25 protein-coding genes, 1 pseudogene and 1 other annotated feature are annotated in these 24344 nt (G+C 58.1%); of the genes and pseudogenes, 10 read left to right on the top strand and 16 right to left on the bottom strand.

Going from position 1 to position 24344, the window contains the following annotated elements:
• Positions 1–160: 160 nt before the first annotated feature.
• Positions 161–424: pseudogene (locus tag ACVW0B_RS05290) on the top strand (hypothetical protein); the annotation flags it as partial.
• Positions 425–481: 57 nt separating this feature from the next.
• On the opposite strand, the gene rplL reads toward ACVW0B_RS05290, so the two are convergent.
• From rplL to ACVW0B_RS05235, 11 genes are all read right to left on the bottom strand, one after another.
• Positions 482–892, bottom strand: coding sequence for a 50S ribosomal protein L7/L12 (rplL, locus tag ACVW0B_RS05285; RefSeq protein ID WP_414350999.1), 411 nt, complete (start codon positions 890–892; stop codon positions 482–484).
• Between the two features lie 63 nt (positions 893–955).
• Positions 956–1519 (bottom strand): 50S ribosomal protein L10, encoded by a 564-nt coding sequence (gene rplJ / locus ACVW0B_RS05280; RefSeq protein ID WP_011432851.1) that lies wholly within the window; start codon positions 1517–1519, stop codon positions 956–958.
• Positions 1520–1577: 58 nt separating this feature from the next.
• Positions 1578–1737, bottom strand: a sequence feature (ribosomal protein L10 leader region).
• Between the two features lie 79 nt (positions 1738–1816).
• Positions 1817–2527, bottom strand: a complete 711-nt coding sequence (gene rplA, locus ACVW0B_RS05275; RefSeq protein WP_414421788.1) for a 50S ribosomal protein L1 — start codon at positions 2525–2527, stop codon at positions 1817–1819.
• A gap of 106 nt (positions 2528–2633) precedes the next feature.
• A complete protein-coding gene (gene rplK, locus ACVW0B_RS05270; RefSeq protein ID WP_011432849.1) occupies positions 2634–3059 on the bottom strand; it encodes a 50S ribosomal protein L11 in 426 nt (141 codons plus the stop codon).
• A 9-nt stretch (positions 3060–3068) separates the two neighbouring features.
• A complete protein-coding gene (gene nusG, locus ACVW0B_RS05265) occupies positions 3069–3734 on the bottom strand; it encodes a transcription termination/antitermination protein NusG (RefSeq protein WP_011432848.1) in 666 nt (221 codons plus the stop codon).
• A gap of 62 nt (positions 3735–3796) precedes the next feature.
• A complete protein-coding gene (gene secE / locus ACVW0B_RS05260) occupies positions 3797–4069 on the bottom strand; it encodes a preprotein translocase subunit SecE (protein WP_414329112.1) in 273 nt (90 codons plus the stop codon).
• 103 nt (positions 4070–4172) lie between these two features.
• Entirely contained in the window at positions 4173–4550 is a 378-nt protein-coding gene (locus ACVW0B_RS05255) for a hypothetical protein (RefSeq protein WP_414351005.1), read from the bottom strand.
• A 3-nt stretch (positions 4551–4553) separates the two neighbouring features.
• A complete protein-coding gene (gene trmD, locus ACVW0B_RS05250) occupies positions 4554–5309 on the bottom strand; it encodes a tRNA (guanosine(37)-N1)-methyltransferase TrmD (RefSeq protein ID WP_414522949.1) in 756 nt (251 codons plus the stop codon).
• Positions 5310–5314: 5 nt separating this feature from the next.
• Positions 5315–5713 carry a hypothetical protein gene (locus tag ACVW0B_RS05245; RefSeq protein ID WP_414329472.1) on the bottom strand — a complete coding sequence of 133 codons (399 nt, stop codon included), beginning with the start codon at positions 5711–5713 and terminating at the stop codon, positions 5315–5317.
• Between the two features lie 116 nt (positions 5714–5829).
• Positions 5830–6984, bottom strand: coding sequence for an RNA-guided endonuclease InsQ/TnpB family protein (locus tag ACVW0B_RS05240; protein WP_457491126.1), 1155 nt, complete (start codon positions 6982–6984; stop codon positions 5830–5832).
• Positions 6985–7143: 159 nt separating this feature from the next.
• Entirely contained in the window at positions 7144–7338 is a 195-nt protein-coding gene (locus ACVW0B_RS05235) for a hypothetical protein (RefSeq protein WP_414329471.1), read from the bottom strand.
• A 108-nt stretch (positions 7339–7446) separates the two neighbouring features.
• Between ACVW0B_RS05235 and ACVW0B_RS05230 the strand changes: the two genes are divergently transcribed.
• The 4 genes from ACVW0B_RS05230 to ACVW0B_RS05215 all read left to right on the top strand — a co-directional run bounded on the left by ACVW0B_RS05230 (position 7447) and on the right by ACVW0B_RS05215 (position 11757).
• Positions 7447–8631, top strand: a complete 1185-nt coding sequence (locus tag ACVW0B_RS05230; RefSeq protein WP_457394142.1) for a 5-(carboxyamino)imidazole ribonucleotide synthase — start codon at positions 7447–7449, stop codon at positions 8629–8631.
• A complete protein-coding gene (locus ACVW0B_RS05225; protein ID WP_414342784.1) occupies positions 8628–9077 on the top strand; it encodes a hypothetical protein in 450 nt (149 codons plus the stop codon). The genes ACVW0B_RS05230 and ACVW0B_RS05225 overlap by 4 nt, the downstream gene beginning before the upstream one ends.
• 6 nt (positions 9078–9083) lie before the next feature.
• On the top strand, positions 9084–9617 hold the full coding sequence (gene rimI / locus ACVW0B_RS05220; RefSeq protein WP_414523126.1) for a ribosomal protein S18-alanine N-acetyltransferase: 534 nt from the start codon (positions 9084–9086) through the stop codon (positions 9615–9617).
• Between the two features lie 547 nt (positions 9618–10164).
• Positions 10165–11757 (top strand): mechanosensitive ion channel, encoded by a 1593-nt coding sequence (locus ACVW0B_RS05215; protein WP_457491125.1) that lies wholly within the window; start codon positions 10165–10167, stop codon positions 11755–11757.
• Between the two features lie 87 nt (positions 11758–11844).
• Here the strand turns inward: ACVW0B_RS05215 and cydB are convergent, their stop codons facing one another.
• Both cydB and ACVW0B_RS05205 read right to left on the bottom strand, forming a co-directional pair.
• On the bottom strand, positions 11845–12894 hold the full coding sequence (gene cydB / locus ACVW0B_RS05210) for a cytochrome d ubiquinol oxidase subunit II (RefSeq protein WP_011432837.1): 1050 nt from the start codon (positions 12892–12894) through the stop codon (positions 11845–11847).
• 193 nt (positions 12895–13087) lie between these two features.
• Positions 13088–14521 carry a cytochrome ubiquinol oxidase subunit I gene (locus tag ACVW0B_RS05205; RefSeq protein WP_457491124.1) on the bottom strand — a complete coding sequence of 478 codons (1434 nt, stop codon included), beginning with the start codon at positions 14519–14521 and terminating at the stop codon, positions 13088–13090.
• 465 nt (positions 14522–14986) lie between these two features.
• On the opposite strand from ACVW0B_RS05205, the gene mfd reads away from it, so the two are divergent.
• From mfd to ACVW0B_RS05190, 3 genes are all read left to right on the top strand, one after another.
• Positions 14987–18475 (top strand): transcription-repair coupling factor, encoded by a 3489-nt coding sequence (gene mfd / locus ACVW0B_RS05200; RefSeq protein ID WP_457491123.1) that lies wholly within the window; start codon positions 14987–14989, stop codon positions 18473–18475.
• Between the two features lie 120 nt (positions 18476–18595).
• Positions 18596–19531 (top strand): ABC transporter ATP-binding protein, encoded by a 936-nt coding sequence (locus ACVW0B_RS05195; protein ID WP_457491122.1) that lies wholly within the window; start codon positions 18596–18598, stop codon positions 19529–19531.
• Positions 19528–20310, top strand: coding sequence for an ABC transporter permease (locus ACVW0B_RS05190; RefSeq protein WP_414355804.1), 783 nt, complete (start codon positions 19528–19530; stop codon positions 20308–20310). Before ACVW0B_RS05195 ends, ACVW0B_RS05190 begins: the two co-directional genes overlap by 4 nt.
• An 18-nt stretch (positions 20311–20328) precedes the next feature.
• Here ACVW0B_RS05190 and ACVW0B_RS05185 read toward each other — a convergent pair whose 3' ends face one another.
• Complete coding sequence (locus ACVW0B_RS05185) at positions 20329–20862, bottom strand: TM2 domain-containing protein (RefSeq protein WP_414342801.1); 534 nt, start codon at positions 20860–20862, stop codon at positions 20329–20331.
• A 246-nt stretch (positions 20863–21108) separates the two neighbouring features.
• Between ACVW0B_RS05185 and ACVW0B_RS05180 the strand changes: the two genes are divergently transcribed.
• Together ACVW0B_RS05180 and ACVW0B_RS05175 are read left to right on the top strand one after the other, a co-directional pair.
• Positions 21109–21384 carry a hypothetical protein gene (locus tag ACVW0B_RS05180; protein WP_041436392.1) on the top strand — a complete coding sequence of 92 codons (276 nt, stop codon included), beginning with the start codon at positions 21109–21111 and terminating at the stop codon, positions 21382–21384.
• Positions 21385–21464: 80 nt separating this feature from the next.
• Positions 21465–22439, top strand: coding sequence for an ABC transporter permease (locus tag ACVW0B_RS05175; RefSeq protein ID WP_457491121.1), 975 nt, complete (start codon positions 21465–21467; stop codon positions 22437–22439).
• A gap of 64 nt (positions 22440–22503) precedes the next feature.
• Here ACVW0B_RS05175 and ACVW0B_RS05170 read toward each other — a convergent pair whose 3' ends face one another.
• Positions 22504–23715, bottom strand: coding sequence for an RNA-guided endonuclease InsQ/TnpB family protein (locus tag ACVW0B_RS05170; protein WP_457491120.1), 1212 nt, complete (start codon positions 23713–23715; stop codon positions 22504–22506).
• Between the two features lie 83 nt (positions 23716–23798).
• A complete protein-coding gene (locus ACVW0B_RS05165; RefSeq protein WP_011432828.1) occupies positions 23799–24224 on the bottom strand; it encodes a MarR family winged helix-turn-helix transcriptional regulator in 426 nt (141 codons plus the stop codon).
• Between the last annotated feature and the right edge of the window lie 120 nt (positions 24225–24344).

The following is a 24344-nucleotide window of genomic DNA, read 5'->3' as shown; positions in this document are numbered from 1 at the left end:
GCCAAAAGCCTCCAAAGTCGCGTCCAATTTGGCGGCTTGCGACTGGGCTACCTTGAGCTTGCAGGAGACGGTCAGGACTTGGGTCATGGTTCTATCATAACTTCCGCATTCCTCCCGGCACTGACCCTACGGGTACAGTGCGGGGCTCCTGCGATTTCTAGCTGAGAGTATCATCGCCTTCGATCGGCAGGTGACCCTTGAGGATCAACGGGTTCTGGAAAGCACCGACTATGACGTTCCCCTCGATATCAAGGCGGAGCAGCACATGTTTACCGATAAACCCAGCATCGTCATGCGTCGCAAGCTGGCTGCCCTCTTGAAAGCTCACGGAGAGGTGGAAGCGCGGCGGAGCAGGGATCCCGAACCCACGCCAATGGTCGGGCAGACCCAAAAGAGGGGCCGGAGCAGCCCCCCTTGGGTTTGAGAGTCTTGATTAGATTCCTCGTCAGAGCAGGGAGAGGCGCTCTCCTCGTAACTGGAACTACTTGATCTTGACGGTGGCGCCGGCTTCTTCCAGCTTTTTCTTGATGTCGTTGGCTTCCTCCTTGGGAACTCCTTCTTTGACAGGCTTGGGAGCCGCCTCGACGAGATCTTTGGCATCCTTCAGGCCCAAGCCGGTCAACTCGCGCACCACCTTGAGGATGGCGATCTTCTTGTCGGCTGGCACAGCCTCGAGGATGACATCAAAGGCAGTTTGCTCTTCCACCGGCTCAGGGGCTGCCGCCGGAGCTGCCGCCGCCGCTGCCACAGGAGCTGCCATGACCATGCCGCCGGCTGGGGCTGCTGCACTGACGCCAAAGGTTTCCTCGATGGCTTTCACCAGCTCGGAAGCTTCCAGTAAGCTCAAGGCTTTCAACTCTTCCAAAATCTTTGCAACGCGCTCTGAAGACATGATGGCTTCTCCTTGGGGGTAACAGAATCGATACACAGGTTTGGGCTGATGAACTGAAGCCCTTTATGCGGCCTCCTTGTCGGCAATGGCCCGGATGGCCCGCCCCAGAGAGGCTGGGATCTCGTGGATACCGCGCGCCACTTGCGTGGGCACAGCATTGAGCCCGACCGCCAGGCCGGTGGCCACCGACTTGAGGCTGCCCGCCACTTGGGCCATGAGCACTTCCTTGGGCGGTAGCTCGGCGATGGCCTTGGCCTGCTCCAAGGTCAGGGATAGCCCTTCAATGCCAGCACCGCGGAACTCGGTTTTCTTGGTTTGCTTGGCAAAATCTTGATACGCCTTCAGGGCGGCTGAAATATCGCCCCGAATCAAGATAAAGGCCGTCGGCCCCGCCAAAAAGGGAATGATCCCTGCCCAAGCTTTTTGGTCGGCGATGGCTCGCCGCATCAGGGTATTCTTAACAACCATGCAAACCGAATCCGACTTGCGCAGCTCTGCCCGCAGTTGGTCCATCTCCGCAACGGTCAGCCCCTTGTAGTCGATCACCAGCACCATTTGGCTGGCCTGCAGCAGGGATCGGACTTTATCGACGATCTCCGCTTTCTTCGCTAAAGGTTGCTTGCCCATGCGCTCACCTCCTTTGTTGTCAATGGTCACCCAGGGTTAACGGGTGGTGAATCTGGGTTCTGCCAAACAGAATGCGTCCCAGCCGTGGCCGAGACGCATGGAGATAAGCGCACCGTCAAAAGCGATCCAAGAAGGGATCCCTTTGAACTTCGCTCAAACCTCGGCAGGACATTAAGCCCGCGGGCACCTGCTGTCTTCGGCTTGCTATTCGACTGGGGAAAGATGTTCTGCCGGGATCCTCCTCCAAATTACACTCACTCAAACCCTTTTCAACCCATCGCAGCGCCGAAGCCAGGCTTAGGTCGCCAACTTCAGCTCCCGCAGGGCATTGATATCAACCTCAATCGAGGGGCCCATTGTAGCAGAAACATGTAGGGTTCGCCAATACTTGCCCTTGGCTCCAGAGGGACGGTTGCGATCGATGGACTCCTGCACTGCCTTTAGGTTCTCCAGCAGAGCTTCGACAGGGAACTTGCACTTGCCGAAGATCAAATGCACAATGCCGGTGCGATCCGCCCGGTACTCCAGCTTGCCGGCTTTAAACTCTTTGATCGCCTGGGCCAGATCCATGGTCACCGTTCCCCCCTTGGGAGAAGGCATGAGGCCGCGCGGCCCCAACAGCCGCCCCAGCTTGGCCACTTGGGGCATCACATCGGGGGTGGCGATCAGAAGGTCAAAATCTATAACTCCCTTGCCGATTTCCTCAATCAGGTCTTCATAGCCAACTCGATCCGCCCCTGCATTTTGGGCCTCCGTCACTTTCTCGCCACGGGCAATCACCGCCACCCGGATCTCTTGGCCGGTGCCCCTGGGCAAGACTACAGTGGTGCGCAGTTGTTGGTCGGCGTACTTGGGGTCGATCCCCAGGCGGATGTGAACCTCTGCCGCCTCTTCAAATTTGGCGGTGGCCGTCTCTTTCATCAGGGCCAAAGCCGCTTCGGGAGCATAGGCAATGGGCTTCACCTTCTCCCGCAAAGCCTGCATACGTTTGGAAAGCTTTCGAGCCATCGTTTCTCCTCGGGGTACTGGCGAGAACTTCTCTCCCCCACAGTGGTTTGCTAGAACAACTTTTTCAAGACCGTGAACACCTCAGACCGGGCAAGGGATCCCTCCATCAATCCACCACCGTCACCCCCATGCTGCGAGCAGTTCCGGCAATAATTTTCATGGCCGCCTCCACATCGTGGGCATTCAAATCCGGCAGCTTCTGCTCGGCGATCTGGCGCAGTTGAGCTCGGGTCAGGGATCCCACCTTGGTTTTGTGGGGCTCGCTGGAGCCAGACTCAATGCCCAGAGCCTTCTTGATCAACACCGAAGCCGGCGGCGTCTTGAGGACGAAGGTAAAGCTGCGATCCTCGAAGATGGAGATCTCAACCGGTACCACCATCCCGGCCTGATCCGCCGTCTTGGCGTTGTACTCCTTACAAAAGGCCATGATGTTGACCCCGTGTTGACCCAAGGCTGGGCCAATGGGGGGAGCGGGGGTGGCCTTGCCCGCCTGAATGGCCAACTTGACCACGGCCACCAACTTCTTAGCCATGAAACGCAGTTACACCTCTTTTCGCACTTGACCAAACTCTAATTCTACCGGGGTATCGCGCCCGAAAATCGAGATCAACGCCTTGAGCTTGCCCCGTTCTGGGCTGACCTCCACCACCTCGCCGTAGAAACCCTGGAAGGGGCCGGATAGCACCTCGATGCGATCCCCAGGGGCCATGTCGATTTTGAGGGGCACTTCCTCCACCTCGACGCTGCTGAAGATGCGCTGGACTTCGCTTTGGCTGAGGGGACGCGGTGTAACATGCCCCCGACCGCGACCGTAGGCCCGCTTTTCTTCGGTGCCGACAAAGTTGATCACGTTGGGGGTTGTTTTCACCACCATCCAAGTGTCGTCGTTCATGTCCATGCGCACCAGGACATAGCCGGGAAAAATCTTCTCCTCTTGCTCCTGGCGCTTGCCGGATCGATCCAGCTTGAAGCCCGTCCGCTTCGGGATCACCACCTCGACAATTTGATCCGCCACATCCAAAGCAGCCGCCCGTTGCATTAGGGTGCTCTTCACTTTGTTCTCGCAGCCTGAGGCCACCTGCACGGCGTACCAGCGCAGGTTGCGACGCTCTTGACCTTCCCCCTCGTCTGGTTCCGGGATCGCGTCTGCAGGCTCAAAGTGCTCCACACGGCCCCCACGACGTTTTCGCTGCTGCTCTGGCCTCATCACCTCACATCCTCCCTGTAGCCATCCTTGAACATGACTCTCTTGCCCCTCAGGACAGAACATCACAAGAACAGCTGAGTGGCTACCCAAGCAAACACTTGATCGACCAGGTAGATGAAGGAAGCAAAAGCCAACACAATCAGTAAGACCCCTACCGACTCGCCGATCAATTGCCGGCGGCTCGGCCAAACAATCTTGCTTAATTCTGTGCGGGTCTCTTGAATAAAACCCAGGATCCCTTTGGGTGCGGTGGAACTGTCTTTGGAGTGGCCCCGGCTGGCGGGATCCAAACGCTGCTCCGTATCGGTTTTGCTGGAGGGGGTGCTCTTAACCACGGCGGTGTTCTCCTAATGGATCCCGAAAACGGTGTACCGCATTTCAGCAGGCACGGGATCGGCTTTGCGATCCTAACAGATTTACCGGGAATGGGATCCAACCTTAGGGAGTGGGGGTGGGCTCAGGTGCCAAGGAACCGGGAGAAAGCGGGAGGGAGCGGCGGCGGGATTGGTTAAATTGCTCCACAGCAGCATCAACGCTGGCCTTGCCGTCCCAGCGGGAAGCAGCATTCTGGCGGGAGAGGAAGTCGGCAGCCCGGAAGAGATCGTTGACGTTGATGCTGGTGCCATCCAACAGAGGGGGATTGCTGTCGCGGCGAATGGCATCGTTGACACTTCCGCTTTGGGCCAGGGCCACCCCAGAACCGCTCAGAACCGAGCTCAAGGCCATTCCCACCAGAAGCAGCACTGGGGGCGAGGGGATCCCACGCCAGCAGACGGGCGATGGATTCAGGAGACGGTTGAGAAGCTTGCCGAGCATGATTTATTTCTCCGCTTCGTTTACACGAGGGTGCTGCTCCGCCAGCCCCTCTACCAACAACTGCTGCTCTTCGGCGGTCAAGGGGCGCTTGGCCAACAGGTCTGGCCGCCTTTGCCAGGTTCGAACCAGCTGCTGCTGCAGACGCCAACGGGCAATGGCTTGATGGTCGCCTGAGAGGAGTACCGGCGGCACCTTGTACCCCTGAAACTCTGGCGGGCGGGTGTACTGAGGATAGTCCAGCAGCCCCGCCTGGAAGCTTTCCCTCTTTAACGAGTCTACCTTGCCCACAGTGCCCGGCAAGAGCCGCACCACGCCGTTGATCAGGGCCAGCGCCGGAATTTCCCCCCCGGTCAGGACAAAATCCCCCAGCGACACCTCGCGGGTGGCCAGGTATTGGCGGATGCGTTCGTCAAAGCCTTCGTACTGGCCACACAGCAGGATCAGCTGCGCCTTCTGGGCCAGCTCCTGCAGCAGCGCCTGGTTTAGCGGTTGCCCCTGGGGCGTCAGCAGAATGATCTCGCAGGGATCCAACCGGGGCAGGGAGGCGACAGCAGCGAAGAAAGGCTCTGGCTTGAGCACCATGCCCACCCCACCCCCGTAGGGCTCATCATCGACACGGCGGTGCTTATCGGTGGCGAAGTCGCGTGGATTGGTGCAGTGGACTTCGGCGATCCCCTGCTGTAGGGCTTTGCCCACCAGCCCAATGCGCAGCGGCGTTTCAAAAAATTCGGGGAAAAGGGTAAGGATATCGAACCGCACAGGACTCAGGACGAGGTGCGCAACCGCTCCAAATCCAGGCGCAAGGACTCAATCTGATGGATCAGCTCCATCAACTCAGCCATCTCTTCTCTGGAGATAGCCGGCTTGTTGGGGGAGGAAGCTGGTGTCGGGGGAGCATTCTCGACAGGCGCTTCAGAGTCAGGACTTGCCGAGGGGGCGTTGGCGGCTGGATCCCTGAGACTCTCAACGTAACGAACTGCCTCCTGCTCGATCAACTCTCCCTTTTGCTCCAGCTCTGCCGCCAGTTGGCCCAAGTCCATCGAAAGGCGGTTGAGGTTTTCGGTGCGCTTTTCCGGGTCTTGCAGGATCTCCACCAGAGCGGTGGCCGTGCCGTAAAAAATGTGGCGAGCCCGCGTGAACCAATCTGAAGAGTGAGAACTCATGGCAGCAGAAAGAGGTGGGTTGTGGATTATTCTAGGCGATCCACCCACCGGGATTGACCCAAGCATTGCAGAGTAAACTACCCGACCCTGACTGCTTCGCAGTACAGGGCGGGCTTTCAGTAGCCCTGCAGTTGGCAAGCCAACCACGAACCTCTAGGCTGGTTTACGACAGCCCCCAAGAGCGCAATCACATTCGCACCATTCAAATCCGCATCCCCTTCCCATCCACAGTGCCCACACTTGAACGACTTGCCACTGCGGTAGGACTTACCCTGCTCAGGGTGGATGTGTAAGCACCGGTGGCAGGTCTGCGACGTGTAGGCAGGCGGAACAAGAATCAAAGCAACCCCTGCACGCAGAGCCTTGTACTCCAAAAATTGACGGAGTTGATAAAACGCCCAACTATTTGCCCGCCTACGCTCTGTCTTGCTGCGTGGCTGTTGATTGACCCTTTCCCGGATCCCTGTCAAGTCTTCCAGAGCAAGAGCGCTATTTGTCGCCTTTGCCCTAGAGACAATAGCTTTGGAGATTCGATGATTGACCCACGCCTGAAAGCGCCTCTCCTTGCCAGACAGCCGTTGCAGCAGTTCTCTGCATCTGCGCCGCGAACTGCGTGTGCCCTTACTGGCTTTGCGTTGGAGTACCGCCCTCAACCGGGAGTAGTGGTCTCGGACTTTGTTCAACTGCTGTCCATTCCAGTTGTCCCCCTCTGACGTATGGGCAATATCTGTCCTCCCCAAGTCCACCCCGATCACCTTGTCGGCATCTTGCTGCTTGGGTGGCTTTCCCTCTACGCAAATCTGGATGTAGTAGGAGCCGTCTTTCCGCTTGACCAGCGTGGCGGCTTTTGGGTTGGAGCCAGCCAGCATCCCACGCTGGTAGTTGCCAATGGCCAGTCCAAAGCGCTCTCGCCCTTCCACCATGGTCAGCGACACTGTCCGGTCTTTCTCGCGGAACGAGAAGATACGAGCGTCGTAGGTAGCGAACCTACGCTTGAACTCTTTAACTGGACGGTTGCGCTGTCTCGCCACTTTGCGGGCGCCGGCCACCCGTCTGCAGACCTGCTGGGCCAAGTTACTGGACAAGCCGAATCGGGCGCGAATCTCGTAGTAGCAAAGGGACTGCAGTTTGACCGCATTGACGATCTTCTCCGGCGTGTTCTGGTTGACCCAGTTCAGTGCCTGCATAAAGGCATCCATCGTCGCGTCCAATTTAGCGGCTTGCGACGGGGACACCTTGAGCTTGCAGGATATGGTCAGGATTTGGCTCATAAGTTCATTGTACTTCATCAAAGCGCATTCCTCCCGACACTGACCCTACGGGTACAGTGCGGGGCTCCTGCGCTAGTAAGCTGAATACCCAGCGCCGAAGGACAGACTGGGATCCAATTCTCCAAAATCCTAGGGACACTCTCAGTCTTAAGGCAGGGCTCAATCGACAGCGCGGATCTCGCCACTGTTTAGGCGCTCCACAATCGATTCCAGCAGTTCGTGCTCTTCTGGGGAAATTTCTTGATCGGCCATGACGGCACTGAGAATCTGCTGTTGCTCGGCGCGAGTCAAGACTTTGTCCGCCAAAGCCCGGTTGATTAGAGCTCTCAGCTCAGAGGGTTGAGAGGGTTCCACCGTTTTTCTCCTAGCGCTGGAGGGCAAGGGGTCCCATAATGGGGTTCTGGATCCAAGAAGCAATGGACAGCGGCCCACTACCCAGTATACCAGTATAACGGTACGGCTGTGGAAACCCAGGTATCCTCAAAAGACCAGAGATCCCAACCTGTGGGGGTGATTGGCGGCGGGCAGTTGGCGCAGATGTTGGCCTTGGCAGCTCGCCAGATGGGGATCCCGCTGGTGGTGCAGGCTGCTGCTCCCACCGATCCGGCGGTGGCAGTGGCCGATGGGGTGGTTTGGGGATCCACAGCCGACAGCCAGGCCACGGCCCAGTTGTTGGAGCGCTGCCCGGTGGTTACTTTTGAAAACGAGTTTATCCCTCTGCCGGAGCTGAAAAAACTGGATCCGGAGGGATCCCGCTTTCGTCCCAGCCTCAGCACGCTAGAGCCGCTGCTGGACAAGTTGCACCAACGGCAGTTCCTGGCGCGGTTGGGGTTGCCGGTGCCGACTTTTTTTCCGCTGGAGGCGGTGTTGGATTCGGCAGACCTGGCTGGACTGGGCTTTCCGGTGGTGCTCAAGCGACGGCGGCAGGGCTACGATGGGCAGGGCACCCGCATCTTGCACGAGCGAGCGGCTTTGCAGCAGGCCCTTAGCCAATCTGAGGGGATCCCGCTATTGCTGGAGGAATGGATCCCGTTCGAGCGGGAGCTGGCGGTGATGGTAGCGCGGGGGCTGAAGGGAGAGATCCGGGTTTATCCGGTGGTGGAAACTGTGCAGATTGAGCAAATCTGCCGCCATGTCCTGGTGCCTGCCCGCATCCCCCCAACCACCGAGGCCGAGATCCGGCGCTTGGCAGCCGATCTGATGGAAAAATTGGGTGCAGTTGGCGTGTTTGGCATCGAGCTGTTCTGGGTGCCGCCGCCCCACCCCAAGGCCGGGATCTGGATCAACGAAATCTCGCCGCGGGTCCACAATTCCGGCCACTACACCCTGGAAGCCTGCCACACCTCACAATTCGAGCAACACCTGCGGGCCATCCTCGGCCTGCCTTTGGGGGATCCCTCCCTCAAGTGTGGGGGGGCAGTGATGGTCAATCTCTTGGGCTATGAGCATGCCACCGGCGATTACCCAGAAAAGCGGCAGCGCCTGGCCCAGCTCCCCAATGCCACGGTGCATTGGTACCACAAAACCCCTGCCCGCCCAGGGCGAAAACTGGGCCATGTAACCGTCTGTCTGCCGACTGCTCCCTCTCCTTTCGAAGCAGCAGCCCTTGTCCGCACCCTCGAATCCCTCTGGTACCCCCAGCCATGAGCCAAGCGCAGGATCCCTCATTTTCTCCAGCCACACAAGCCCTGATCCAGGCGATGCAACGGCGGGATGTGCCCGCGGTAGCTCAGCAGGTGAACGGCTTGTCCCCTCAAGAGCGCCCTGCTGTGTTGACCCCTGCCCTCCAATACCTGGCCGAGGTGGATCCCGCCAGCGCCCAGTGGTTTGTTCGCCACCTCATGGCCCCTGCGGTCAAAGCGCAACTGCGAGAAGGGATCCTCAAAGCCGCCCAAGACTACCTACAGGAAGCCGGCTTCACCGAAGGGATCGACTACGAACTCAAGCCTGTTCGCGAAAGCGGTGCGGAGCACCATCCCCAATCGGGGGGCAAAATCTTGAGCATCAGCCGCAGAGCCTTGCCCTACGCGGCTCCCGATGACGATCCCTTGGGGCAGTTGTTGTTGGCGGAATTCTGCGAATTGCGAGACTAGGCCACTATGAGCAGTACGAGTTATCGGCTGCAGCTGTTGGACATCACTGCCCTGCCCCAACTGCTGGAGCTGGATCGACGGTGCTATGGGGGATACTGGGGAGAACAGGGATATCGAGCGGAGCTGGAACGACCCACAAGCACGGTGATTGGGGTAGTGGCGGAACCCGCTGCCGTTGGCGCTTCGTGTGGCTCGGGCCGAGCCGAGTTTCCCCTTCCCTCTCCAAACCCCACTTCGCCGACGCAGACGACAAAAGAGCTGGTGGGCTTCGGCATTCTCTGGCGTATTGAAGAAGAAGCACATATCATCTCCTTGGCGGTGGATCCCGAGCACCGGCAACAGGGCTTGGGCCGGCGGATTCTGGAAGAACTGCTGAACCAAGCGAGAGCAGCAGGCTGCCGCTGGGCCACTCTGGAGGTAAAGGCTTCCAATCAAGCGGCAATCCGCCTGTACGAATCGGCAGGGTTTCAACGGCTGGGACGTCGCAAGGGGTATTACAACGGAGAAGATGCGCTGGTGTATTGGAAGAAACCGATTTAGAAGGCTATCAATTGTAAATTGAAGAACTGCAAACGTATTTCGGGATACACCTTAGGCCAGACAGTGAGCAAGCCAATAGGCTAAGCATATCAAGGCTACAGGGGATCCAACCCATTGACCGAGTGTCGATTGCCCGTTTGATTCTTTATATAGGTCATCAAAATGCTCTCATTCTGTGGATGCAAACTGCCCGCTACAGTTCCTCCCAGCAACACTGACTCTAGCCAATGCAGCCGCATCCATCGCACAACAGAGATCCTGACTTAATCTACAAAGCTCCTGCTCGGTGGGGAAAAGCTATAGCCTGCGGTATCAACAACTTGAATTCGATCCTTGCCGTTCGATGGCCCATCGGAGCTTTGACTGATGGCTGGAGCCCTTGGGTTAATAGAATGTGAAGTTTTATTTCGAGATCCGACATTTCTGCCTCAATATATATTTTTCATATCACATTCCCCCTTTGGCCAACTTGCCTGAAAAAACACTTCAGGTTAACCTACACTTGTTATCTGTCCATCCTGAGCATTTTCAAGCTGTGAGGATCATTATGGACACCTCTGGAAACACCATTGGAGATGAGGCCATCTCTTTTGTCGTCAGTCTTCGGTCTAGGCTTATCGATTTTATGCCCAATCTCCTTGCGGCGATTGCCATCTTAATTCTGGGTTGGATAGTGGCCATGGCAGTAGCCTTCGGCGTTAGAGGACTGCTCAAAAGGACGCAACTGGACAATCGCTTGGCTGCTTGGGTTTTGGGCCAAAAGCCCGGCGAGAAGCTGCCCCAAACGGATCGCTGGGTGGCCGCTGCCGTCTACTGGGTGATTCTTGCTTTTGTGTTGGTGGCGGTACTGAATGCCCTGCAGCTTCAAGCTGTCTCCGATCCGCTCAACAGGTTTTTGGGGGAAATCTTCGTTTATCTGCCACGGGTGGGTGGGGCGCTGGTGCTGCTGGCTGTGGGCTGGGTGGTGGCCACTGTTGCTCGGCTGGCGGTCATCCAGGGGCTGCGGCGTTTCAACCTCGATGAGCAGTTGGCCCGGCCTCTGCAACAGGAAAGCACTGCCGGTGAGGCAGGTGCAGAAGGAACCCCAACCGGCCAAGAGGGAGGTACAGAGGTCACCCCTTTCCTGCTGAATGAAACTTTGGGCAATGCCCTTTACTGGCTGATTCTGCTGTTCTTTTTGCCGATCATCCTGGATACCCTGAACCTGCAGGGGCCGCTGCAGCCGGTGCAAAACCTGCTGGATCAGTTGCTGTCGATGGTGCCGCGGATTTTGGGGGCGCTGATCATCGGTGTGGTGGGCTGGTTTTTGGCCCGCATCGTGCGTGGGATCGTTTCCAATTCAGCGGGAGCTAACCGCTTGGGGGCACGCTTTGGCATTCCCCAGCTGGCCCAAACGGTGGGCACAGTGGCCTACGTCTTGGTGTTGATCCCGGCAGTGATTGCCGCCCTCAAGGCCCTGGAAATCCGGGCCATCTCCGATCCAGCAGTGGCGATGCTGGAGCAGGTGTTGCGGGCCATTCCCCGAATTGCAGGATCTGCTCTCATCCTGGCCGTGTTCTACTGGCTGGGGCAGTTTTTGGCTGGCTTGGTGACCCAGTTGCTGCAGGCAATCGGTTTCGACCGCTTGGCTGCCGGCCTTGGTTTGCCCTCGGCCCCTGCTCCTGAAGCTCCCGCCGCCGAAGGGGATCCCTCAACCTTGGTGAAGCGGCGCACTCCCTCTGAGATTGCTGGCTTGGTGGTCTGGGTGGGCGTGGTCTTGCTCGGGGCAGTGCCAGCCGTGGAGCTGCTGCAGTTTGCCGCCCTAACCGACATTGTGCAGGGGCTGTTGCTGATTTCCGGTCGGGTGCTCATCGGCGCCCTGGTGTTTGGGATCGGTCTTTATTTGGCCAATTTGGCCCACTCTATGATCAAGAGCTTGGGTAGCCCTTCCTCAGGGGTACTGGCCCAGGCGGCGCGGGTGGCTATCTTGGTTTTTGTTGGCGCCATGGCCCTGCAGCAGATGGGCGTGGCCACCGACATTGTGGTGTTGGCTTTTGGTCTGGTTCTGGGGGCGATTGCCGTGGCGGTGGCGTTGGCTTTTGGGTTGGGAGGTCGCGATGTAGCTGCCGAGCAGATCCGGCAATGGCTCAAGAGAGAGTGAGAGCCTTTCTCTGTAGACGTTCGATTGCACCTAAAAAATTGCCCCGCCCATCACCGGGCGGGGTTATTGCTGCATCCTCAGGCCAGCTTAAACTGCCTCTGGAACTTTGGCCTCTTCCGCCGCCACTTCCTGCACCACGATCTTGCCCCGGAACACCACGTAGTTGTAGATGTTGTAGGACAAGATAACCGGGATCAGAAAGCCAATAAAGGTGAGCATAAACACCAGCGAGCTGGGGGAGGCTGCCGCTTCGTAGATGGTGACGCTGGGGGGGATGATGTTGGGGAAGACCATGAACCCCAAGCCGATAAAAGAAAGCGCAAAGATCAAAAAAGTGTAAACCAAAACGCTATTTTCTTCCCGCCGGCGCAGGCTGCGCAGCAACAACGCCACCAACAAAAGTCCCAGAACTGGGATGGCAGCAAAGATGTAGAAAAGAGGGGGCGAGAAAAGCTGAGCACGCGCCTGCTCGGACATGATAGGAGTGCTGATGGTGATAAACACTGCCCCCAGTAAAGTTGTCCAGGTGGCGATGGTTGCCGTCTTGTAGTAGGTTTCCTGAAGCTCGCCGGTGGTCTTAACGATTAGGTAGGCTGAGCCGATTAACACATAGCCCTGGATCAAAGTAAGAGCCACCAACAGCGTGCGCCAGGTCAGCCAATCCCAGGGGCTGCCGGCAAAGTGGCCGGCTTCGTCCACGCGGATCCCTTCGAAGACGCTGCCCAAGGCAAATCCCTGGCCCAAGGCTGCCAAAAAGCTGCCCACTCCAAAGGCCAGGTTCCACACCAACTTGTTGTCGGCGTTTTCCCGAAACTCGAAGGAAACGGCCCGCAAGATCAGGCCCACCACCATGATCACCAAGGGTATGTAGAGGGCATTGAGAATGGTGGCGTAGGCAAGGGGGAAAGATCCGAATAGGGATCCCCCCATCAACACCAGCCACGTCTCGTTGGCATCCCAAACATTGCCCAAGCTGGTCATGAGGATGCTGCGCCGGGTCTCGCTGGAGGCCGTCAGGGAGAGGATACCAACTCCCAGATCAAACCCGTCCAGCAGAACGTAGAGAAATAGGAATAGGCCCAGGATAAAAAACCAAACCTGGGGCAGAAACCGCTGTAAAGGCTCAAAAGATTCCATCGCTGTTCCCTCTGCTTTGAGTATTTCTGACCAGTGCGAGACAGTTCCCGATGGCGATCCCCAGTCCCTCTCCCTCTAGGGAAGGGAAGTTGGGAGTTGACGTAGCGAAGGGTTTCACTGCTGTGGGGAATGGGCCTGCTACGTTGCCCTGTTGCTACTTGGAGTCACCAGTTAGATGGCTACCAAACTGCTGCTACCGAGCTTCTGCAGGACGGCGATCCGGCTCGTGGCGGGCAGGCTCGACCACGATCACCGGCTGCGTTGCCGGGACAGGGGCGGGCAACTCCAGGTTTGGCCCTTCGCGGATGATGCGGCTGCCAAAGTAGAGAGCGGCAACGAAGAACACAGTGTACAACGCGGTCAGGCCAACCAGAGAAAATAGCACTTCTCCTGCCGGCAGGGGCGAAACCGATTCCACCGTGCGCAGTTGTCCATACACAATCCAGGGCTGCCGACCCACACAGCGGACGATCCAACCGGTTTCAACGGCGATGTATCCCAGGGGTGCTGCGAAGATCCAAGCTCTCATCAGCCACTTTTGCTGAGAAAGGGCCTCCACTGAGAGCTTGCCCCTCAGCCATTGGACAAGGGTGACTCCGATAAGCCCGGCCAGAAAAAGACCAATGGCCACCATCGTTCTGAAGGAGTAGTAGATGAGGCCGACCATGTGGGGACGATTTTGGGGATCCCAGCTTTTGAGCCCTTGAATGGGTCGATCCAAGCGGGGCTTAAACTCCAGCAGATAGCCCAGCGCGCCAGGGATCTTCACCTCCCACTCGTTGCGCTCTTCACGGTCGTTGGGCACAGCCAACAGGCTCCAGTCCGCCCGCTCACCGGCGGGGATCGTCTCCCACTGGGCCTCCATGGCCGCCAGCTTGGCCGGCTGATAGCGATAGACTTGCTCCGCGCTCAGATGGCCGACGAACACCTGCAAAGGGGCGACCACCAGGGTCATTGCCAAGACCACTTTGAGGGAGCGGGAGAAGAACTCGCTGTGCCGCCGCTTGAGAATGTACCAAGCACTGATGCCACCGATAACAAACAAAGAGGTTTCCAAGGTGGCAAAAAACATGTGCAGAAAGCTATTGACCATGAAGGGGTTGACGATTGCTTGCAGGTAGTCCCGCACCACAAATTTCCCATCGACGAACACGCCACCTGCCGGTGTCTGCAGCCAAGAGTTGGCCGTCAGGATCCAAAAGGTGGATAAGTTGGCGCCAAAGGCCACCAGGATCGTCGAGATCCAGTGAATCACCGGCGGGACGCGCTCCCAGCCGAACAGCATGATCCCCAGAAAGCTGGCCTCCAGCATAAAGGCCATCGTGCCCTCAAAGCCCAGGATGGTTCCAAAAAAATCTCCCACCGCTTCGGAAAAGGGTGCCCAGTTCATGCCAAATTGAAAGGCCATTGGCAAGCCTGAGGCCACGCCAATACCGAAGTTCAACACATAGAGTTTTGACCAGAAACGGGCGTGGCGGTAGTAATCTAAGTTGCGGGTTTTCAGCCAAAGTCCCTCAATAACAACAAGGTAAATGGCCATCCCCGTTGTTAAAACCGGCCACAACATGTGAAAAATGGCCGTGAGGGCAAATTGTAGCCGAGAAAGTGCGACGGTGTCTAGAAACATAATTTGTACCAAGTTTAGGTGGATTGATTCATGCAGCTTTTTCCGACAACATCTGCTGCAATTGATACAGCTACATCTCTTGCATGAAAAACATCTTGCTGACTGGCAGACATCAGATGAGGTCGGGAAAGCCGTAGTTCGTTGTTCCTTCTAACATCGAATCTTGGCTAAGACAATTGACAGGCCGTCCGACTCTAAAGGTTAATTTTAGGATTCTGGAAGTGTGAACCCTTTTTTGTAATTTAGACTACAAGACAAAGAGCGCACTGCGAACCTAGCGGCCAAAGCCTGGCAGGCCGCTAGTATAGGATTTTGGTTAAACAACAAAACTGTTGTCTTGTTGTATAGATCCAGGAGCGCTTCCCGGCAAGGGACGACTGCCGGTCTACGGTGGCGGCAAACGGCTGCTGATCGTCCCCGGAGCCTGCCAGAATTGGGATCCCAGTTTGCAGTGTGGGGTGGAAGATGTCGTTTATTCCGCTGGTGCACTTTCTAGGCCAGTCCGGCTTGATTCAAGAGCTGGCCGCCTGCTTGAGATCGCAGCGACGGGCAAATCTGCAGGGGGCAGGGCGGATTGCCAAGGGGTTGATCGCCTCGGCTTTGGCCCAGCAGGAGGGAAGATCCCTGCTGGTGGTCACTGCCACGCTGGAAGAAGCGGGCCGGTGGACAGCGCAATTGGAGGGCATGGGCTGGGAGAGTGTGCAGCTCTACCCTACTTCAGAGGCTTCCCCCTACGAACCTTTTGACCTGGAACCGGAGCTGGTGTGGGGCCAGTTTCAGGTGCTGGCCGATTGCCTCCAGGGGAAGAAGGGCATGGCCATTGTGGCGACAGAGCGGGCCCTCCAACCCCACCTCCCTCCCCCAGAGGTGTTGCGGGCCTTTTGTCTCCAGCTGGAACCCGGCCTGGAGATGTCGCCGCAGCAGTTGGGGCAGCAGTTGGCTCGTCTGGGCTACCAGCGGGTGAGTCTGGTGGAAAGCGAGGGGCAGTGGAGCCAGAGAGGCGATATTCTCGACGTTTTCCCGGTGGCCTGCGAATGGCCGGTGCGCCTAGAGTGGTTTGGCAACGAGCTGGAGCGACTGCGGGAGTTCGACCCGGTGAGCCAGCGCTCCCAAGATGGGATCCCCCACGTTTGGCTTACTCCCACCGGCTATGGGCCTATCCTCTGGCCGGCTCTGCAGGAAAAAGCCGATCAGCTCTCCCAGGGCCTACGGCAGCAGTTGGAGCAGTCGCCCACCCCCCCGGAGGGCTTGCGCCGTTTTCTCGGCCTGCTCTACACCCCTCCCGCCAATCTGCTCAGCTATCTGGATCCCACCACCCTCATCCTGATCGACGAGCCAGAGCAGTGCCAGGCCCACAGCCAGCAGTGGCTCTACCACGCCCAAGAACAGTGGAAACAGGCCCAGGTTGCGGAGCCGGCTCTGCAGCCCTTTCACCGCCCCTTCGATCTCCATGCTCCCGACTGGGATCCCTTCCCCCGCCTGTTGGCCCGTGCCATAGCGCTCCACGCCGCTCTCACTCCGGGAGAATCCGCCGCCATCGACCTGAAAAGCCGGGCCGTTCCCGCCATCCCCCACCAGTTTGGATCCCTGGCCAAAGCCCTGCGCGAGTACCGCAAGCAGCAGTTGCAGGTGTGGATCCTCTCTGCTCAGCCCTCCCGCACCGTGGCTCTGCTGCAAGAACACGACTGCCCCGCCCAGTATGTGCCCAACCCCAAAGACTTCCCCGCCATCGAGCGGCAGCTACAGTCTTACACCCCGGTGGCCCTGAAGTACTCCGGCTTGGCCGATCTGGAGGGGTTTCTCCTGCCCACGCTGGGATGGGTGGTGCTCACCGACCGCGAGTTTTTCGGCCAACACAGCCTGGCCACCCCGACCTATGTGCGCAAGCGCCGCCAAGCCAGCTCCCGCCAGGTGGATCCCAACCTGCTCAAGCCGGGGGATTTTGTTGTCCACAAGGCGCATGGCATCGGCCAATTCCTGCGCCTGGAAACCCTCACCATCGGGGGCGAAACCCGCGAGTATCTGGTCATTCAATACAGCGATGGCCTGTTGCGGGTAGCTGCCGACCAGGTCAACTCCCTCTCCCGCTACCGCGCCAGCGGGGATGGACCACCTGCCCTGCACAAGATGTCCGGCAGCACTTGGGAAAAGACCAAGCAAAAAGTCAAAAAGAGCCTGCGAAAAGTGGCCTTTGACCTGCTGCAGCTCTATGCCAAACGCGCCGAACAGGAGGGCTATGCCTTCCCGCCCGATTCTCCTTGGCAACAGGAGCTGGAAGATTCTTTCCCCTATCCCCTGACGCCGGATCAACTCCGAGCTGTCCAGGAGATCAAGCGGGATATGGAATCTCCACGCCCTATGGATCGGCTGCTGTGTGGGGACGTGGGCTTTGGCAAAACAGAGGTGGCAATCCGTGCCATTTTCAAAGCCGTAACCGCCGGCAAGCAAGTGGCTCTCCTGGCGCCAACCACCATTCTCACCCAGCAGCATTATCACACCCTCAAAGAGCGCTTTGCTCCCTATCCTATTCAAGTGGGCTTGCTCAACCGCTTCCGCACCTCGGAGGAGAAAAAAGAAATCCTATCCCGTCTCAAGAGTGGCGAACTGGATGTTGTGGTGGGCACCCACCAGCTTTTGGGCAAGGATGTGCAATTTCGGGATTTAGGCCTTTTGGTTATTGACGAAGAGCAGCGCTTTGGCGTCAACCAAAAAGAGAAAATCAAACTTCTCAAAACCCAGGTGGATGTACTCACCCTCACCGCCACCCCTATTCCCCGCACTCTGTATATGGCCTTGTCGGGTTTGCGGGAAATGAGCTTGATCCAAACTCCGCCTCCTTCCCGCCGGCCTATCAAAACTCACCTTTCTCCCTACAACCCCGAAGTCATCCGTACGGCTATCCGCCAAGAGTTGGATCGCGGCGGTCAAGTCTTCTATGTCGTCAACCGCATTGAAGGCATCGAAGAAACCAGTGCCAAATTGCGGGAGTGGGTGCCCGGTGCTCGCATTGCCATTGCCCACGGGCAGATGCCGGAAGGGGAGCTAGAGGCAACGATGCTGGCTTTTAACAATGGGGAAATCGATATCCTGGTCTGCACGACGATTATCGAATCCGGTTTGGATATTCCCCGCGTCAACACCATTTTGATTGAAAATGCTCAGGAGTTTGGATTGGCTCAGCTATACCAGCTGCGGGGGCGGGTGGGCCGGGCTGGGATCCAAGCCCATGCTTGGCTGTTTTACCGAGAAGACGGGATCCTCACCGAGGAGGCCCGCAAACGCCTACAGGCCATTCAGGAATTTACCCAACTGGGATCCGGCTATCAGTTGGCAATGCGGGATATGGAAATTCGTGGCATTGGCAACCTGCTGGGAACGGAACAATCCGGGCAAGTCAATGCGGTGGGCTTCGATCTTTACCTGGAAATGCTGCAAGAAGCCATTCGAGAAATTCGCGGCCAGGAGATCCCACAGGTGGAGGACACACAAATTGACCTCAATGTAACCGCCATGATCCCGCAAAGCTATATCCCCGACGAAGATCAAAAGATGCAGGCTTATCGACAACTGGCCGCTGCTGGCTCTCGGGTCGAGCTGTTGCAAATTGCCCAAGAATGGCAAGACCGCTTTGGCCCCCTGCCCAAGCCCACTCAGGAGCTGCTGCGGGTAATGGAGCTGAAGGTGCTGGCCCGAGCCCTGGGCTTTTCCCGCATCAAACCGGCCAAAGAGCATGTCCTTTTGGAAACCCCCATGGAGGAGCCGGCTTGGAATCGCCTGAAAGAGGCTCTGCCCACTCACCTGCAGCCTCGCTTTGTCTACCAACCGGGCAAGGTGACGGTGCGAGGGCTGGGGATGGTGCCGGCGGCGCAGCAACTGGAGAACCTTTTGCAGTGGCTGGACAAGATGAGCCTGGCCCTGAGCCGGATGGAGGCTGGGATCCCAATGACCCCCTAGATCTTGCCGGATCCCTCTCGAGGCGGGCCCATGCTCTGGTGTGAGAGAGTGGAATGGCCGGCCCTCCTCTCTTCAGCGCTCCTTTTTGCATCGGCTTCGCGTTTGCATCGGGTTCGCGTCATGAAAGTTCTAGAAGCTCACCACCTCCAAAAAACCTACCGGCAAGGAGGCAGGGAGGTGCGGGCGGTGGTGGATGTCTCCCTGACGCTGGCAGCAGGGGAGATCCTGGCTTTTTTGGGGCCCAACGGGGCCGGCAAGACCACCACCATTAAGATGATTGCCGGCCTGATCCAACCCGACGCGGGCACAGTGCGCGTTCTCGGACGGGATCCCCATACCGATCCGGGGGCCCTGGCCCAGGTGGGGGCAGTGCTGGAAGGCAATCGCAACCTCTACTGGCGGATGACCCCCCTACAGAACCTGGAGTACTTCGGTGTGCTGCGGGGGCTATCCCCCAGAACCGCTCGGCAACGGGGGTTAGAGCTGCTGGAGACCTTTGGCCTGCAGGAGAAACAAGATGTGGCCGTGCAAACCCTTTCGCGGGGCATGCAGCAGAAGGTGGCCATTGCCGTCGCCCTCCTGCATCAACCGGCCCTGTTGCTGCTGGATGAGCCCACCCTGGGGTTGGATGTGGAATCGGCGCAAGCGGTGAAATCCCTGATCCGCCAAATTGCCGCTTCGGGTCGGGCCATCTTGCTCACCACCCATCAACTGGATATTGCGGAAGCGCTCTCGGATCAGGTAGCCGTTATTCGACAAGGGGTGATCATCGCCCAAGCCCCCACGGGAGAGTTGATCCGGCACTTTGCCGGCGCCGTCGGTACTTACCGGATCGAGCTGGAACAGGGGCTGGATCCCTGGAGGGTTGAACAACTGGCCCGCCAAGGGGTGGAGATTCTCGGATCCCATCGGGTGCGGTTCAGCGGCCCGCCAGAGATGCTCTATCAGGTGCTGGAGATCTTGAAGCCTTTGCCCTTGCTCAGCCTCAAACGAGAGGAAGCCGATCTCACCCATATTTTCCTCGAGTTGTTGAAAAGGGGAGAGGGGCAAGGATGATGCCGGTGATACACCTGTTTTGGGCTGAACTGAAGCGGGCCTGGATCCAGTACATTCGCTATCCGGCGGAGGCCCTGGGCGGGATCCTGATCACCACGTTCTTCTTCTATGCCCTCTTTGCCGGCGCCCAATATGTGGCAGGGCCTGCCTCCCAATTTGGCGAACGGTTGGATGCGGTGGTGATCGGCTATGTGCTCTGGACGCTGGTCATTTTTGTGGTGAACGACATCGCCCTCAACCTGCAGGTGGAAGCCCAGACAGGCACCTTGGAGCAGGTGTTGCTCTCGCCATTTTCGGCAGCCACTCTCTTCTTGGCACGGGCTTGTGCCAGCTTGGTGTTGCGCTTTTCCATTGTCGTCGTCATTCTGGGCGTCATCTTATTGCTGACGGGCAGCCGGTTGCGGTTTCCCCCTGCTCTAGTGTTGCCTTTGGTGAGCGTGGTGCTGGGGGCCTACGGCTTCTCGTTTTTGCTGGGATCCGCCGCTCTGATTTGGAAGCGAATTCAGCAGCTTTTAATTATCAGCCAATTCGGCTTGCTTTTTCTGTTGGCTGCTCCCACGGAAGAATGGCCGGGATCCCTGAGGTGGCTAGGGCAAAGTCTGCCCATGACGGCGGGGGCTGGGCTGCTGCGAGACGTGATGGTGCGGGAGGCGGGCTTGGATCCCGTGCGGCTGATCATGGCTCTGACCAGCGGCATTTTCTACTTCGGCCTGGGCTTGCTGACCTTTCGCCGGGCGGTTCGGGCAGCCAAGCGCCAAGGGATCCTGGGATCCCAGTAGAGGTCTGCAGGAGGGCATCTAGAGCGAACGTTGGTCGGGGGAGCGGTGCAGCAGGTGAGGGAAGTGGTATTCTACCGCTCCAGTGACCGGGTTGTTTTCGGGGAAAGCCATGCTCCGCCGGCTCAGCTCTTGCAGCGCCTTTTCAATTTCGTCAAAGTCGGCAGGTAAGTCGATAGCTATCTCCGCAAGGGTGAGGATCCCTTGCCGCTGTTGGGCTAGCCGCAGGATCTCCCGCATCAGAGCTTGACCTTTGAGGGGCTGAGGAGGTGCTGAGGTGGTTTTTGAGGAAGCTGGGGATGGGGAGGGTCGGGATCCCTGCAGGACGGCCAGCTTGAAGTTGTAGTTCTCCACCATGCCTGGGATCAAAAACAGGTCAATTAACTGGCCAAAGCCCAGCAGGCCAAAGGTGAACAGCCAGAGGATGCCTGTTCCAGTCTTGCCCAGGTAGAAGCGATGGACGCCACAGATCCCGAAGATGCCCAACGCCCAGAGGATATAGGCAGTACCGACAGACTTGGGTTCAGCGGGGGGCAGCAGGTAGCGAGAACTCATGGGGATTTGACGAGATAACTCCGAGCGGGTACTTCCAGTTTGTCATCTTCTGGCCTGGACGGGCAGAAGAGAACCGGCGTGATCTCTGCAAGCAAGCTGGGATCCCTTCTACGCTCTTGTCTGAGGGAGGGCAGCCTCAACGGGAAAACAACCGGAATAATGAGATCCAAGTCCCCCAGGCTCAAAGAACTCCGTCTCCCGCTCACGCAAGCAGTGGACATGCCTATAGAAGGCAAGGGAAAGTCGATGTTTGAGCCAATTTTAATCGGGTTGAGCGCTGTGCTCTGGGGCCTCCTCTGGGGCTACGCTACACTGCTGGTTGTGCTGGTGAACTTTAAGGAGCAAGGATCGGTTTACGCCTACCCTATGCAGGCGGTGCTGGATCGCTTTGTCGAATCCTTGGGGCTGGGCTGGCTTAAGGATCTGCATGCCCTGCAACTGAGGCCGCTGCGCCGGATCAGCTATGCTCTGTTTGGTGCCGTCACCTTGGGGGTGGCTTTCATGCTCTGGGTGTTGGGGTGAGGCGATGACCAGATCGACAGGCGCATTCCCGCAGCAACTGCAAATGCGTTAACCCAACCCGAGTTCTCGACAGGCTCATAATGACCGCTGCCCAACTGGTTGCTATTCTCTCCACTGCCATTGCCACCGCCACACCGGTGGTCTTCGCCTGTGTGGGGGAAACCATTACCGAGCGGGCAGGGGTGATCAACCTCTCCGCAGAGGGGACGATCATGCTGGCGGCCATGGTTGGGTTCGCCGTGGCCAAGCTGACGGGAAGCTTGGTATTGGGCTTTTTGGCTGCCGCCGCGGTGGGAGTGCTGTTTGCTGGGATCGTGGCCTTCGGCTCGCTGACCCTGAAGGGATCCCAAATTGCCATTGGTTTCGTCTTGACCCTATTGGGGGCGGATTTGTCTTCCTTTTTGGGCAATCCGTTCGTGCGGATCCCAGGGCCAACGGTGCCCAGCCTGCCCATCCCCTTCCTGAGAGAGGTGCCGCTGCTGGGGCCACTCCTGTTCCAAGGGGATCTGTTGCTGTACGCCAGCTACGCGCTCATCGGGGGAACTTGGTTCTTTTTGTATCGCACTCGGCCTGGCCTGATGTTGCGGGCTATGGGAGAACAGCCGGCGGCGGCTTTTGCCCGCGGCACCAATGTCATTTTCTGGCGCTATGTCTATACCCTTGTGGGGGGATCCCTATTGGGCTTGGCGGGGGCTGCCTTTTCTCTGGATTTCAAGGCCGGCTGGAGCCACCGACATACAGCAGGGTATGGCTGGATTGCCTTGGCCATCGTCATCTTCGGTGGCTGGAACCCCTTGCGGGTAGCTCTGGGGGCCTACCTGTTCGGCATTTTGCAGTCCTTCGCTGGGGTTGCCCAGACCACCATCCGCGCCGTGCCCACCCAAGTTTTCACGGTGGCCCCCTTCGTGTTGATGATTTTGGTGTTGGTGCTCACTTCTGGGGAATGGTGGGAGTACGGCTTGCGCGGGATCCCACCTCGGCTGCGGCGCTGGATCCAGCAGGCGGTGAAGGCCACGCCGCCGGCAGCTCTGGGGCAGCCGTTTGAACCGGGCTAGAGGTTGCTTCCGGCACTGCGGCTTGGGGGTCGCTGATCAGCCGGATCGGAGAGGGGAATGTAAACTACCCGACTCCGACCGCTAAAGCGGTACGGAGCGGGCTTTCAGTAGCCCTGAGCCTGCTCTGCCCTACCAGAGAACAAAACAGGCCCGAACCTCTAGGCTGGTTTACGACAGCCCCCAAAAGCGCAATCACATTCGCACCATTCAAATCCGCATCCCCTTCCCATCCACAGTGCCCACACTTAAACTTCTTTCCACTGCGGTAGGATTGCGCAGGATCGGGATGGATGTGTAAACACTTGTGACAGGTCTGCGACGTGTAAGCAGGCGGCACAAGAATCAGAGAAACCCCTGCAGCCCTCGCCTTGTATTCCAGAAATTGACGTAGTTGGTAGAACGCCCAACTGTTGGCCCTGCGCCGCTCGGCTTTGCTGCGCGGCTGTTGATTGACTCTTTTCCGGATCCCTGTCAGGTCTTCCAGGGCAATAGCGCTGTTGGTAGCTTTTGCCCTAGAGACAATAGCTTTGGAGATGCGATGATTGACCCACGCCTGAAAACGTCTCTCCTTGCCAGACAGCCGTTGCAACAGTTGACGGCATCTGCGCCGCGAACTGCGTGTGCCCTTACTGGCTTTGCGTTGGAGTGCCGCCCTCAATCGAGAGTAGTGGTCGCGGACTCTGTTCAACTGCTGTCCATTCCAATTGTCCCCCTCTGACGTATGGGCAATATCCGTCCTCCCCAAGTCCACCCCCAGCACTCTGCCCGTGCGTTGCGGTGGGGATGGCTCCGCTTCCACACAGATTTGAATGGAGTAGGAGCCGTCTTTACGCTTGACCAGAGTGGCAGATTTGGGATTGGAGCCCGCCAGCCGTTCTCTCTGGTAGCGGCCAATCGCCAGCTCAAAGCGCTCCCGACCCTCCACCGTGGTCAGCGACACCGTCCAGTCTTTCTCGCGGAACGAAAAGATACGAGCGTCGTAGGTAGCGAAGCCACCCTTGAACGCTTTGACGGGGCGGTTTTTCTGTTGTGCCACCTTGCGAGCAGACGCTACCCGTCTGCATATCTGTTGAGCCAAGTTACTGGACAAGCCGAACTGGGCACGGATTTCGCGGTAGCACAGAGACTGGAGCTTAACGGCGTTGGCGACTTTCTCGGGTGTGTTTTGGTTGACCCAGTTCAAGGCTTGGCCAAAAGCCTCCAAAGTCGCGTCCAATTTGGCGGCCTGCGACTGGGACACCTTGAGCTTGCAGGATACGGTCAGGACTTGGGTCATGGTTCTATCATAACTTCCGCATTCCTCCCGGCACTGACCCTACGGGTACAGTGCGGGGCTCCTGCGATTTCTAGCTGAAAGCGCTAGAAAATAGCCTGCAGTTTTTTAAGGCAAGCCTGGATCTGCGCCATCTCCGAGGGATCCAGCTTTTGGAAGCGCTCTTTCAAGTAGGCGACGTGGGCCGGGAAAATTTCCTCAAACAGTTTTTCCCCCGCTTCTGTCAGCACGACCTTAAAGCAGCGTCGGTTTTCCGGGGGCACTTCCCGGCGCACCAGCCCTTTTTGTTCCAGGCGATCCACAATGCCGGTCAGTGTCCCTTTGGTCACCAGCGTTTTTTGGGCCAAGACATTCATGGTCATCCCAGGGGTATTGCCAAGGGTAACCAACACATCGAATTGGGGGGCCGTCAGCCCCATTTGCCGAATGTGAACCCCGGCGTAATTTTCAAAAGCTTGGTAGGCCCGCGCCAGATCCCGCAACAGCCCCAAAAAAGGCTCACGGGCCGCCAATACCGTCCCCCTCAGCGGAACAGAGTCCTCAGGCTTGAGAACCTCGTCGCTTTGGAGAAGGGGGGATGGAGAGGAGTCAGCGGGAGTGGGCATGGTTGAAGATCGCAGTTCGCGTTGGTG

This window comes from Thermostichus sp. MS-CIW-23, from assembly GCF_054059455.1.
Note: the sequence above shows the minus strand (reverse complement) of the source record. Positions and strands in the feature narration are given on the sequence as shown.